Origin of the sequence: Halomonas sp. HK25, from assembly GCF_047795635.1 — a bacterium.
GTDB lineage: Bacteria > Pseudomonadota > Gammaproteobacteria > Pseudomonadales > Halomonadaceae > Halomonas.
The window spans coordinates 4322638-4334072 of sequence record NZ_CP181044.1; the positions used below are offsets into that span (position 1 = coordinate 4322638).

Genomic DNA, 11435 nt, shown 5'->3' on the forward strand with positions numbered 1-11435 from the left:
CAGAAGCGGAAACGACGGGCATCATCGCCGATTCGGCGACGATCGTCATCCCTGGCTCTCAACCCTGTGGGTGAACGCCGAGTCTCAGCCTTGCTCGGCCTTGAGCCGTGCCGTCAGCGTCTGCAGGCAGGCCGTCGGCAGCCGGACATCCACGGCGATCGGCAGATGATCGGAGAAGAGGTGGTCGAGTACCCGCACGTCGTCGGCCTGCAGCGAGTTCGAGAGCAGGATGTGGTCCAGGGCGCGGCGGGGCTGCCAGGAGGGGTAGCTCAGCGGGGGGCGAACCGGGTGGAGCGGCAGCGAGGCGCAGAAGCGCTCGTGACCGTGTAGCTGGTCCGGGGTGCAGTTGAGGTCGCCCATCACCACCACATGGCGCAGCGGCTGGATGATCTCGGAGAGATAGTCGAGCTGGCGCACCCGGCCGCGATGGCTGAGCGCCAGGTGGGCGACAAACAGGTGCAGGGCGTTGGGACCCTCGCCGAAGCGGGCATGGATGGCGCCGCGCCCGGGCAGGGTGCCGGGCAGGCGGTGCTCTTCGATCCGGCTGGGCGTCAGCCGCGACAGCAGCCCGTTGCTGTGCTGGGCGATGCGGCCCAGGTTGCGGTTGAGCTGCTGAAAATGGTGCGGGAAGCCCCCATGGCTGGCGAGGTACTCCACCTGGTTGACGTTGCTGGAGCGGAAGCTGCCGCCGTCGACCTCCTGGAGGCCGACGATATCGAATCGCCCCAGCACCTCGCTGACCATATCCAGGCGCCGCTGGCGCTTAGGGTGTGGCAGCAGGTGCTGCCAGCTGCGGGTCAGGTAGTGGTGATAGGCCGAGGTCTGAATGCCCACCTGCATGTTGAAGGTGAGCAGCTTCAGATGGCCGCCCTCCAGGGGTGGCGTCCTTGCCTCGGCCAGATGCGACATGTCAGCTGTCACCACGCTCCTCACGGACCTTCTCGATCAGCGCGTCGGCGATCTGCGGCATGTTGGAGAGGCTACCGGCGCTGGAGGGGGTGACCAGGTAGCGGCCGTCGATGACCAGCGCGGGCACGCCCATCAGGCGCATGGCGCGCAACCGCGAGTGGGCCTGGTTGACCTTGCTCTTCACCGCGAAGGAGTCCAGCGCCTGGCGAGCCTCGTCTGCACTGACGCCGTAGCCGCTGTAGAAGTCGGCCACGTCGTCGGCCTCAGTGAGGCGGCGGTTCTGCTGGTGGATGGCGTCGAAGAAGTCGGCGTGGACCGCCTCGGCGATGCCTAGTTCCTCGGCGGCGTAGAAGGCTGCCGCGTGCTTGTTCCAGTCGCCGCCCATGGTGCCGGGCAGGTGCACCACGCTGACGTCCTCACCCAGGGTCTCGTACCAGGCGGTGACATGCTCCTGCAGGTTGTAGCAGTGCGGGCAGCCGAACCAGAACGCCTCGGTGACCTCGATCTGGCCTTCGTCGACGCGGGTCTCCACGGGCTGGGGCAGCACCTCGTAGTGCTGGCCTTCGACCAGCGGGGAGGCGTTGGCCAGGCTCGACAGGCCGAGACCGGCGAGGGCGAACATCAGGGGCTTGAACATCACGAACTCTCTCCTTGGGTGATCCGGTCCGGGCCGGGCGTCGCTGCCTTTGAGCCCGTTCGCCGCCGAGGGTTCCATGGCGGAGACGGTGGGGCCGGCGAAGACGACGAGGGCGGCCCGAAGGCCGCCCTGGCGCACGCTGAGCGTGGCGTCGCTGGCCAGCCAGGTCAGCGCAAACTCAGCTCAGCGCAGCCCCTGTCAGTGCAGACCCAGCACGTAGTTGGCCACGGCTTCCATGTCATCATCGCTCATCTTGATGGCGATATCGCGCATGATGTTGGCCGGGTCGTTGGCTCGTTCGCCGGCGGCGAAGTCCTGCAGTGTGGCCACGGTGTATTCCACGAACTGGCCGGAAAGGGCCGGATAGACGGCGCTGCCGATGCCTTCCCCGGTGGGGGTGTGGCAGGCGGCGCAGGCCGGGATGCCCTTGGCCATGTCGCCACCGCGGTAGAGCTCCTCGCCGCGCTCCAGCTGTGCGTTGTCGGGATCGACTTGACCCAGGTTGGCGTCCTGGTCGGCGAAGTACTTGGCCACGTCCCAGGCGTCCTGGTCGGAGAAGTCATCCACCTGGCCGGCCATCTGGGCCACCACGCGGTGGCCGTCGCGGATGTCCATGATCTGCTTGGCGGTATAGGACATCTGCTGACCGGCGAGATGCGGGAAGGCCGAGGCCGGGCTGACGCCCGCCTGGCCGTGACAGGCGGCGCAGCTCTGCGCCTTCTCGCGACCCGCTGCCGCATCGGCGTTGGACTCCAGGTCGGCGTGGGCGGCGCCGACGGCGCCCATGGTGATTGCCAGGCTTGCCAGTAACTTTCTCATCGCTAATCCACTATGCCGTTACGTTGTTGACCGGTACGTACCCTAGGTGCCGCCCGGTTCGCGAGGGGAACCAGAGTCGAGCCATTCCGATGCTCTAGCCCTGCTGGTTCGCGGTCGTCGAGGGCGCGGTGGTACACTAGCGTGCCCCGGGTCGCAGACAAAAGACACTGCATTATACCGAATCACCCCGGCGGCGGGAATGCAAGCCGCGCCCCGTCTCCCTTCGACCATCGTCAGGATGTCATCGCCATGGCGCGACTCAACTATCAGACCGCCCGTTTCCTCACCAGCGCCCCCACCCTGGCCCAGTGCCCGCCCGATAGCGGCGCCGAGGTGGCCTTCGCCGGTCGCTCCAACGCCGGCAAGTCCAGCGCCATCAATACCCTGACCCGCCAGAATTCCCTGGCGCGCACCTCCAAGACCCCCGGGCGTACCCAGCTGATCAACTTCTTCACCCTGGGCGATGATGTCGAGCGGCGCCTGGTGGACCTGCCCGGCTATGGCTTCGCCAAGGTGCCCGAGCAGGTCAAGCTGGAGTGGCAGCGCCATCTCTCCGACTACCTGCAGCGCCGCGCCTCGCTGCGTGGCCTGGTGCTGGTGATGGACGTGCGCCATCCGCTCACGGAGTTCGACGAGACCCTGCTGGGCTGGGCGGATGACAAGGCGATGCCGGTGCATATCCTGCTCACCAAGGCCGACAAGCTCAAGCGCGGCGCGGCGGCGAGCGCCCTGCAGCAAGTGCGTACCCGGCTGCGTGAGTGGGAGGATCTGGTCAGCATCCAGCTCTTCTCGTCGCTGAAGGGGCAGGGCGTCGAGGAGGTTCATACGCGCCTCGACGACTGGCTGCTGGACACCCCCGCCGCGTAACTTTACCGGGGGCAAGCCAGCTCTCCAGCGGCTTGTCCAAGGCGCTCCTTGTCAGTGTCAGCGCCGCTTTACTAGCCAGGCAATCAGCTCCGGAAGCTCGCGCACGTGGTCCAGCCGGTGGATGCCGGCGGGCAGCGCCCGGTCGTCGGGGCCGATCCAGGCCGCCTGCATGCCCAGGCGTTGCGACGGCAGGGCGTCCTCGACCCAGGAGTCACCCACGTGCAGCGCACGCGAGGGCGGCGCGCCGAGCCTAGCCAGGGCGGCCAGGAAGGGCCGTGGGTCGGGCTTGGGGGCCATCAGCTCGCCGGCGGCAACGGCCACCGGGAAGTGGCGCCCCAGCGCCAGGCGGGCGATCTCCACGTTGCCGTTGGTGATGCTGGCCAGCCGGTAACGCTGCCCCAGGGTCTCGAGCAGGGCCTCCACCTCCTCATGGGGCATGACCTCGTGGCGCAGCACCATGAAGCGCTCCATGGCGCGCATGGCCCAGTGCTCGGCGTGCTCCGCCTCCAGTCCATACTCTCCCAGCAGCTCGGCCAGTGCGCGGCGGCGCAGCCAGGTGAAGTCGCCGCGGCGTAGTGGATGGGCGCCGGCCAGGCGCTGCCGGCGCTCGATGAAGGCTTCCAGCGGGAAGCGCTCGGCGAAGCGGCCCCGTTCGTCCGCCGGGCGGGCCGCTTCGCCATGCTCGCTCAGCCAGTCGGCGAGCGTGGCGTCCAGCCAGGCGTAGTGGCCGTCCTCGGTGCGCCGCATCACTCCGCCGTTGTCCCACAGGGTGTCGTCCAGGTCGAAGGTGATAGCCTCGAGTCTCACGATGGCTCCTCGTCGGGTTCCGTGGCGGGACGGCGCCTCGCACGCGGGTGGGCGGCGTCGTAGCTGGCCGCCAGGTGCTGCCAGTCCAGCCGGGTATAGACCTGCGTGGTGGCCAGGTTGGCGTGGCCCAGCAGCTCCTGGACGGCGCGCAGGTCCTGGCTCGATTCCAGCAGGTGACTGGCGAAGGAGTGGCGCAGGCGGTGGGGGTGCAGGTGCTCGTCGAGCCCGCGGCGACGGGCGATCAGCGCCAGGCGCTGCTGGATGGCGCGGTGGCCGAGGCGGGCGCCGCGGTTGCCCACGAACAGCGCCGTCTCGCCTGGCGCCGCCAGGGTCTCGCGCAGCGCGAGCCAGGTGTCCAGCGCGCGGCGCGCGTGTCGGCCCACCGGCACCTGGCGGGGCTTGCCGCCCTTGCCCAGCACGCGCACCCGTTCCGGCTGCAGGTCGATCAGATCAAGGCCCGCCAGCTCGGCCAGGCGCAGGCCGCTGGAGTAGAAGAGCTCCAGCATGGCCTGGTCGCGCACCGCCAGCGGAGAGCCGTCGTGGGGTGCCTCCAGAAAGTGCTTCAGGCGGTCGACATCCACCGGGCGCGGCAGGTGGCGCGGCTGACGCGGGGCGCGGGTCAGGGCCACCGGATTGTGGGTCAGCCGGCCCTGGGTGACGAGGTGGTCGGCCAGCCGCGAGATCGCCGAGCGGCGCCGGGCCAGGCTGCGCGGCGCCATCCCCCGGGCGCGCTCGCCGCCCAGGAAGCGGCGCAGCAAGGCGGCGTCCAGCTGTCGCCAGTCGTCGATGTCACGCTCGGCCAGGAAGGCCAGCAGGGCGATGAGGTCGCGGCGGTAGGCGTCCAGGGTGGCCGCGCTGGCGGTGCGCGAAAGCTCCGTCAGGAAGGCCTCGACCTCTCCGGACAGAGGGCCTGCCGCTGTAGGCCGCTCAGTCATGGCGGGCGGCGTGGCGCACCAGCAGTCGGGCCATCACGTCACCCACGTATTCGGTGAACAGGGTGTCCATGCTGGCGCGGAAGTGATCGGCGTCAGGGCTGGCCAGCACCAGGTAGCCCAGCGGCTCGCCCAAGGTCAGCCGGGTGATGGCGCAGGAGCCGGAACGACGGGGTGCCGAGGTGTGGGGCAGCAGCCGTTTCCAGTCGGTGGGGGTGAGCCGGGTGCAGCGGCTGGTGCGGCCGTCGAGGAGTGCCGCCAGGCGAGAACCGGCGTGCTCGTCAAGTACCTGGCGCGGGGCCTGGGGCGGCTGGGGCTCGGCGTCGGTGAGGCTGGCCGGGCACCACAGCGCCACCGCCGGCGTGGAGAAGCGTTCGCAGAACTGGGTGGCCAGGGCCTGGCCCAGGGCGTCGCCGTCCTCGGCCTCCAGCAGCGCCAGTACCAGTTCCCGAGTGCGGCGGTACTGGGCTTCGTTGTGGCGGGCCGACTCCAGCAGCTGCTCCAGGCGCCACTCGGCCTGCTCGGCGCGGGTGCGCAGGTCGTGGACCAGCCGCTCCAGCAGCGAGGTGGCGCCGCGGGCCTCCGGATGCGGTACGCGCAGCTGCTGCAGCAGCCCCTCGCGACCGACGAAGAAGTCCGGGTGAGTGGCCAGCCATTCGGCCACCCGGTCCGGGTCGAGGGTCTTGCGCGGTTCAGGGGCGGCTCGTGACATGCAAACTCCTCGGCGGTGGGCTTATCGGGCTCAGATCAGGATGATGCGGCCGTCATAGACGCGTTCGGCGGGTCCGCTCATGGCGAGGGAGGTGCCGGGGCCTCCCCATTCGATGCTCAGGTCGCCGCCGGACAGGTGCACGGTGACCGGGCTTTCCAGCAGCCCCTGGCGGATGCCGGTGGCCACCGCGGCGCAGGCGCCGGTGCCGCAGGCCAGGGTCTCGCCGCTGCCCCGCTCGTACACTCTCAAGCGTATCTCATGCTCGGACACTACCTGCATGAAACCCGCGTTGACCCGCTTCGGAAAGCGCGGGTGGGACTCGATGGCCGGCCCCAGGCGTTCCACCGGGGCGAAGTCGACGTCGTCGACCCGCAGCACCGCATGGGGGTTGCCCATGGAGACCACGCCGATCTCGAGGCGCTCGCCGTCCACCTCCAGGGCATGTAGCGGGCGATCCTCGGCGGCATCGAAGGGCTCAGGCGTGAAGGGCAACGCCTCGGGGGCGAAGCGCGGCTCACCCATGTCGACCCGCACCCGGCCGTCGTCCTCCACCAGCAGCACCAGGGGGCCGCCGGCGGTCTCCACGTGGATCTCGTGCTTGTGGGTCAGGCGCTGGTCGCGCACGAAGCGGGCGAAGCAGCGCGCGCCGTTGCCGCAGTTCTCCACCTCGCTGCCATCGGCGTTGAAGATGCGGTAGCGGAAGTCCAGGTCCGGGTCCCGGGGCGGCTCGACGATCAGCAGCTGGTCGAAGCCGACGCCGAAGCGGCGGTCGGCCAGGCGCCGAATCTGGTCGTCCTGCAGGCGCGCCCGCTGGGTGACCAGATCGATCACCATGAAGTCGTTGCCCAGGCCGTGCATCTTGGTGAAGTGCAGCAGCATCAGTCGGCGTCCTCCGGCAGCAGCGCTTCGCCGGCCCATAGTTCCTCGAGGCGCTCGCGGCGGCGCACCAGGTGGGCGGACTCACCGTCCACCATCACCTCGGCGGGGCGCGGGCGGCTGTTGTAGTTCGAGGCCATCACGAAGCCGTAGGCCCCTGAGGAGCGCACCGCCAGCAGGTCCCCGGCGGTGATGGCCAGTTCGCGATCCTTGCCCAGGAAGTCGCCGGTCTCGCACACCGGGCCCACCACGTCATAGGTGGCGGCTTCCCGGGGGCGGCGGGTATCCACCGGCAGAATCGCCTGCCACGCCTGATAGAGCGCGGGGCGGATCAGGTCGTTCATGCCGGCGTCGATGATGGCGAAGTTCTTCGTCTCGCCGGGCTTGAGGAATTCGACTCGGGTCAGCAGCACGCCGGCGTTGGCGGCGATGGAGCGGCCGGGCTCGAAAAGCAGGGTCAGCCGATCGCTGCCTTCCCACCTCGAGAGGCGCTCCAGCAGGGCCGAGGCGTAGTCGAAGGGCGCCGGCGGGCGCTCGTTGCGATAAGGCACCCCCAGGCCGCCACCCAGGTCCAGGTGCTCCACCTCGATGCCCCGTTCGCGCAGGGTCTCGAGCAGCACCAGCAGGCGGTCCAGGGCGTCCAGGAAGGGCGAGAGCTCGGTGAGCTGGGAGCCGATATGGCAGTCCAGGCCGGTGACCTTCACATGGGGCAGGCCGGCGGCCAGTTCGTAGACCGCCAGCGCTTCGTCCACCGGGATACCAAACTTGTTGTCCTTGAGCCCGGTGGAGATGTAGGGGTGGGTGCCAGCGTCCACGTCCGGGTTGACCCGCAGCGATACCGGCGCCACCTTGCCCAGCCGGCCGGCCACCGCGTCGAGGCGCTCGAGCTCCGGGCGCGACTCCACGTTGAAGCACTTGATGCCCACCTCCAGTGCCCGGGCCATCTCGGCCTCCTGCTTGGCGACGCCGGAGAAGACCACCTTGGCGGGGTCGCCCCCCGCGGCCAGCACCCGCTCCAGCTCGCCCACGGAGACGATGTCGAAGCCGGCGCCCAAGCGGGCCAGCAGGCCCAGCACGGCGAGGTTGGAGTTGGCCTTCACCGCATAACAGATCAGGTGGGGGTGGCCGCCCAGCGCCTCGGTGTAGGCGCGAAAGTGTCGGGCCAGGGTGGCCTTGGAGTAGACGTAGCAGGGCGTGCCGAACTGCTCGGCGATGCGGGTCAGCGGGACCTCTTCGCCGTAGAGCACGCCGTCGCGATACTCGAAATGATCCATGCCTAGGTCTCGCTGTCGTCGGGGGCGTTGGCGGCGTCTCGGGGGCCGGGCTGTTCGGCCGTCTGCTCGTCGTCGGGCAGGGTGAGCGGGCCCTTCTGGCCGCAGCCGGCCAGGCTCAGCGTCATGACCAACGCAAGGCTCAGGGCCAGAGAGGCAAGTGCGAGTCGGCCCATCAGGCGCCTGCCTCCAGGGCACTTTCCATTACGCTCAGGGCGTCGCGGGCGCGCTGGGCGGCGGCACGCACCTGGTGCGGGGCGGTGCCGCCGATATGGTTGCGGGCGGCCACCGAGCCCTCCAGGGTCAGCACCTCGAAGACGTCGCCCTCGATGACGTCGGAGAACAGGCGCAGCTCCTCGAGGCTCATCTCGGAGAGATCCTTCTTCTGCTTCAGGCCGTAGGCCACCGAGAGGCCGACGATCTCGTGGGCGTCGCGGAAGGCCACGCCCTTGCGCACCAGGTAGTCGGCCAGATCGGTGGCGGTGGAGAAGCCGCGACGAGCGGCCTCGGCCATCTGCGCCTTTTTCGGCTCGATGGCCGGCACCATGTCGGCAAACGCCTTGAGGCAATCCTTGACGGTGTCCACGGCGTCGAACAGCGGCTCCTTGTCCTCCTGATTGTCCTTGTTGTAGGCCAGCGGCTGGGACTTCATCAGGGTCAGCAAACCCATCAGGTGGCCATAGACCCGCCCCGTCTTGCCGCGCACCAGCTCCGGCACGTCGGGGTTCTTCTTCTGCGGCATGATCGAGGAGCCGGTGCAGAAGCGGTCGGGCAGGTCGATGAAGTCGAACTGGGCGCTGGTCCACAGCACCAGCTCCTCGCTCATCCGCGACAGGTGCATCAGCAGAATGCTGGCGAAGCTGGCGAACTCGATGGCGAAGTCGCGATCGCTGACCGCGTCCAGGCTGTTCTCGGCGGGTCGCGCGAAGCCCAGCAGCTCGGCGCTGACGTGGCGGTCGATGGGATAGGTGGTGCCGGCCAGGGCCGCAGCACCCAGCGGCATCACGTTGACCCGCCTGCGGCAGTCCAGCAGGCGCTCGTGGTCGCGAGCCAGCATCTCGTGCCAGGCCAGCAGGTGGTGGCCGAAGGTGACCGGCTGGGCCGTCTGCAGGTGGGTGAAGCCGGGCATGATGGTATCGGCCTCGCGGTCGGCCAGTTCGATCAGGCCGCGGCGCAGGCGGGCGAGCTCGGCGGCGACCCGGTCGATTTCGTCGCGCAGGAAGAGGCGGATGTCGGTGGCCACCTGGTCGTTGCGCGAGCGGCCGGTGTGCAGCTTCTTGCCGGTGATGCCGATCTTGTCGGTGAGCCGCGCCTCGATATTCATGTGCACGTCTTCCAGCGCCACGGACCACTGGAACTCGCCGCGCGCGATCTCGCCCTGGATCTCGCTGAGCCCGCTGACGATGGCGTCGCGCTCGGCCTCGGTGAGCACGCCGACACGCGCCAGCATGGAGGCGTGGGCGATGGAGCCCTGAATGTCGTGGAGGGCGAGACGCTGGTCGAAGTCGACCGAGGCGGTGAAGCGGGCGACGAAGGCGTCGGTGGGCTCGTTGAAGCGGCCGCCCCAGGACTGGTTGGTGCCGGCGGTGGTGGAATCTGCGCTCATCGGGCTGGGCATCCTGCGTAACGGGTTGCGGTGAAGCGGGGCCACAGGGCCCCGGCGCCGCCACGGCGGCGCTGGCTGGACATGCCCGGCAGTGTACCAGAGTCCGTCCGCGTGGCGAGGGGCCGCCTGGGGCGTCGATTTCTCCTGCCCTGCCGGGTGCTTTATGATGACAAGCTATATGCTGTAGAAAATACCAATACTACCGGGCGTCGGCGATGCCGGACGCCGGCAGGGGAACCGGGACAGGGAGAACCTCGTGCAAGCCATCACCAAGCTGCGTATTGCCACCCGCAAGAGTCAATTGGCCATGTGGCAGGCCGAACATGTTCGCGACCGCCTCCTGGCCGCCCACCCGGGGCTCGAAGTGGAACTGGTGGCCATGGCCACTCGCGGCGACAAGATCCTCGACACGCCGCTGGCCAAGGTGGGGGGCAAGGGCCTGTTCGTGAAGGAGCTGGAGGAGGCGATGCTCGACGGTCGCGCCGATATCGCCGTGCACTCCATGAAGGACGTGCCCATGCATTTCCCCGAAGGGCTGGGGCTGTCGGTGATCCTCGAGGGTGCCGAACCCACCGACGCCTTCGTCTCCAATCACTACACCAGCCTGGATGAGCTGCCCGACGGCGCGCGCATCGGCACCTCGAGCCTGCGCCGCGGCCTGCAGATGCAGGAGGCGCGCCCCGACCTGGAGGTCCTCAGCCTGCGCGGCAACGTGCAGACTCGGCTGGGCAAGCTCGACGCCGGCGAGTTCGACGCCATTCTGCTGGCCACCTCCGGCTTGCGCCGCCTGGGCCTGGAGGCACGCATCGCCATGGAGCTGCCCCCCGAGGTCTGCCTGCCGGCCTGCGGCCAGGGGGCGCTCGGCATCGAGTGTCGACTGCACGATCCCGAGCTGATTTCGCTGCTGGCGCCGTTGGACGACCCGGCCACGGCGACCCGCGTGCGCGCCGAGCGGGCCATGAACACTCGCCTGGAGGGCGGTTGTCAGGTGCCCATCGGCGGCCATGCGGTGTTCGAGAACGACGGCGAGACCCTGTGGTTGCGGGCCCTGGTGGGCACCCCTGACGGCACTCGGGTGCTGCGCGCCGAGGGGCGCGGCTCGATCCACGAGCCGGAGGCGCTGGGCATCCGGGTGGCCGAAGAACTGCTCGACCAGGGCGCCGGCGAGATACTCGCCGAGGTCTACGGCGCCGGCTGATGGAAGGTCTACCGGTTGTCATCACCCGGCCCGGCGAGCGGGGCGACGTGCTGGCCGCGGCCATCGAGGCCAGCGGTCTGCCGGTGGCTCGCCTCGAGTCGCTGCGTCTCGAGACGCTGCCCGAGACGGCGGAGCAGCGCTCAACCTGGCTTGATGTGGACCAGTTCCGTCGAGTGGTGGTGGTGAGTCCCTTCGCCGCCGAGTGCCTGGTTGATGCGCTGGACCGCTACTGGCCCCAACTGCCGGTGGGCATCGACTACTACGCTGTGGGGGCGGCCACCGCCGCTGCACTGCACCAGGGGCTCGGCGTGCGGGTGCATGTGCCGCCTGCCGATGCCGGCGAGGACACCAGCGAAGCGCTGCTACACCTGGGCTCCCTGCAGCGTCTGACCGACGAAAAGGTCCTGCTGGTGGCCGGCGAGGGTGGGCGCACCCTGCTGGCCGAGACCCTCGCCGCACGCGGGGCCCGGGTCACCCGGCTGGCGGTCTATCGCCGCACTCCGCTCCCTCCTTCCCCCGACATGCAGCGCCGCCTGGCTCAGGGTGACTTCCGCGCCCTGGTGGTCAGCAGCGGAGAAATCCTCGAACATCTGGCAAGATGGTGTAAGGGCGCCGCCTTGAACCAACCGCTAATCGTTTCCAGCAGCCGGTTGGCTACACTGGCCGGCAAGCTGGGGTTTCGTGCCCCTGTCGTGGCGTCCGGCGCCACGCCGACCGCACTGACGGTGGCGCTGACCGCCGCCTGTCACCCGCAGGAAGCCGATGTCGACCAAGACGATCTCGAAAAGGGCTAGCGACAAG

The 11435-nt window shown here is 69.4% G+C and carries 13 protein-coding genes; 3 read left to right on the forward strand and 10 right to left on the reverse strand.

Going from position 1 to position 11435, the window contains the following annotated elements:
* Positions 1–84: 84 nt before the first annotated feature.
* The 3 genes from ACM26W_RS20355 to ACM26W_RS20365 form a co-directional block, all read right to left on the reverse strand.
* The gene (locus ACM26W_RS20355) at positions 85–909 is read right to left on the reverse strand and encodes an endonuclease/exonuclease/phosphatase family protein (protein WP_416138774.1); all 825 of its coding nucleotides are present in this window, start codon (positions 907–909) and stop codon (positions 85–87) included.
* Position 910: 1 nt separating this feature from the next.
* On the reverse strand, positions 911–1546 hold the full coding sequence (locus ACM26W_RS20360; protein WP_416140932.1) for a thiol:disulfide interchange protein DsbA/DsbL: 636 nt from the start codon (positions 1544–1546) through the stop codon (positions 911–913).
* A 198-nt stretch (positions 1547–1744) separates the two neighbouring features.
* Entirely contained in the window at positions 1745–2365 is a 621-nt protein-coding gene (locus ACM26W_RS20365; RefSeq protein WP_416138775.1) for a c-type cytochrome, read from the reverse strand.
* A gap of 249 nt (positions 2366–2614) precedes the next feature.
* Here ACM26W_RS20365 and yihA point away from each other — a divergent pair, with 249 nt between their 5' ends.
* Positions 2615–3232: a ribosome biogenesis GTP-binding protein YihA/YsxC gene (gene yihA, locus ACM26W_RS20370; RefSeq protein ID WP_416138776.1), complete on the forward strand. Its 618-nt coding sequence runs from the start codon at positions 2615–2617 to the stop codon at positions 3230–3232.
* A gap of 57 nt (positions 3233–3289) precedes the next feature.
* On the opposite strand, the gene ACM26W_RS20375 is transcribed toward yihA, so the two are convergent.
* Genes ACM26W_RS20375 through argH form a run of 7 tightly spaced genes read right to left on the reverse strand, consistent with a single transcriptional unit; the run spans position 3290 to position 9436 of the window.
* Positions 3290–4042 carry an HAD family hydrolase gene (locus tag ACM26W_RS20375; RefSeq protein WP_416140933.1) on the reverse strand — a complete coding sequence of 251 codons (753 nt, stop codon included), beginning with the start codon at positions 4040–4042 and terminating at the stop codon, positions 3290–3292.
* Positions 4036–4974, reverse strand: coding sequence for a tyrosine recombinase XerC (locus ACM26W_RS20380; protein WP_416138777.1), 939 nt, complete (start codon positions 4972–4974; stop codon positions 4036–4038). The genes ACM26W_RS20375 and ACM26W_RS20380 overlap by 7 nt, the downstream gene beginning before the upstream one ends.
* A complete protein-coding gene (locus ACM26W_RS20385; RefSeq protein ID WP_416138778.1) occupies positions 4967–5683 on the reverse strand; it encodes a DUF484 family protein in 717 nt (238 codons plus the stop codon). Before ACM26W_RS20385 ends, ACM26W_RS20380 begins: the two co-directional genes overlap by 8 nt.
* A 30-nt stretch (positions 5684–5713) precedes the next feature.
* A complete protein-coding gene (gene dapF, locus ACM26W_RS20390; protein ID WP_416138779.1) occupies positions 5714–6562 on the reverse strand; it encodes a diaminopimelate epimerase in 849 nt (282 codons plus the stop codon).
* Complete coding sequence (gene lysA / locus ACM26W_RS20395; RefSeq protein ID WP_416138780.1) at positions 6562–7833, reverse strand: diaminopimelate decarboxylase; 1272 nt, start codon at positions 7831–7833, stop codon at positions 6562–6564. The genes dapF and lysA overlap by 1 nt, the downstream gene beginning before the upstream one ends.
* Positions 7834–7835: 2 nt before the next feature.
* A complete protein-coding gene (gene lptM / locus ACM26W_RS20400) occupies positions 7836–8006 on the reverse strand; it encodes an LPS translocon maturation chaperone LptM (protein WP_416138781.1) in 171 nt (56 codons plus the stop codon).
* Entirely contained in the window at positions 8006–9436 is a 1431-nt protein-coding gene (argH, locus tag ACM26W_RS20405) for an argininosuccinate lyase (RefSeq protein WP_416138782.1), read from the reverse strand. The genes lptM and argH overlap by 1 nt, the downstream gene beginning before the upstream one ends.
* Before the next feature lie 256 nt (positions 9437–9692).
* Here argH and hemC point away from each other — a divergent pair, with 256 nt between their 5' ends.
* Together hemC and ACM26W_RS20415 are read left to right on the forward strand one after the other, a co-directional pair.
* Positions 9693–10634: a hydroxymethylbilane synthase gene (gene hemC / locus ACM26W_RS20410; RefSeq protein ID WP_416138783.1), complete on the forward strand. Its 942-nt coding sequence runs from the start codon at positions 9693–9695 to the stop codon at positions 10632–10634.
* On the forward strand, positions 10634–11428 hold the full coding sequence (locus tag ACM26W_RS20415; RefSeq protein ID WP_416138784.1) for a uroporphyrinogen-III synthase: 795 nt from the start codon (positions 10634–10636) through the stop codon (positions 11426–11428). The genes hemC and ACM26W_RS20415 overlap by 1 nt, the downstream gene beginning before the upstream one ends.
* Positions 11429–11435: the final 7 nt, after the last annotated feature.

Coding starts and splice junctions, on each gene's coding strand:
- ACM26W_RS20415 (WP_416138784.1), top strand. CDS start 10,634: ATGGAAGGTCTACCGGTTGTCATCACCCGGCCCGGCGAGCGGGGCGAC.
- ACM26W_RS20360 (WP_416140932.1), bottom strand. CDS start 1,546: ATGTTCAAGCCCCTGATGTTCGCCCTCGCCGGTCTCGGCCTGTCGAGC.
- ACM26W_RS20385 (WP_416138778.1), bottom strand. CDS start 5,683: ATGTCACGAGCCGCCCCTGAACCGCGCAAGACCCTCGACCCGGACCGG.
- lysA (WP_416138780.1), bottom strand. CDS start 7,833: ATGGATCATTTCGAGTATCGCGACGGCGTGCTCTACGGCGAAGAGGTC.
- ACM26W_RS20355 (WP_416138774.1), bottom strand. CDS start 909: ATGTCGCATCTGGCCGAGGCAAGGACGCCACCCCTGGAGGGCGGCCAT.
- yihA (WP_416138776.1), top strand. CDS start 2,615: ATGGCGCGACTCAACTATCAGACCGCCCGTTTCCTCACCAGCGCCCCC.
- ACM26W_RS20365 (WP_416138775.1), bottom strand. CDS start 2,365: ATGAGAAAGTTACTGGCAAGCCTGGCAATCACCATGGGCGCCGTCGGC.
- ACM26W_RS20380 (WP_416138777.1), bottom strand. CDS start 4,974: ATGACTGAGCGGCCTACAGCGGCAGGCCCTCTGTCCGGAGAGGTCGAG.
- argH (WP_416138782.1), bottom strand. CDS start 9,436: ATGAGCGCAGATTCCACCACCGCCGGCACCAACCAGTCCTGGGGCGGC.
- lptM (WP_416138781.1), bottom strand. CDS start 8,006: ATGGGCCGACTCGCACTTGCCTCTCTGGCCCTGAGCCTTGCGTTGGTC.
- dapF (WP_416138779.1), bottom strand. CDS start 6,562: ATGCTGCTGCACTTCACCAAGATGCACGGCCTGGGCAACGACTTCATG.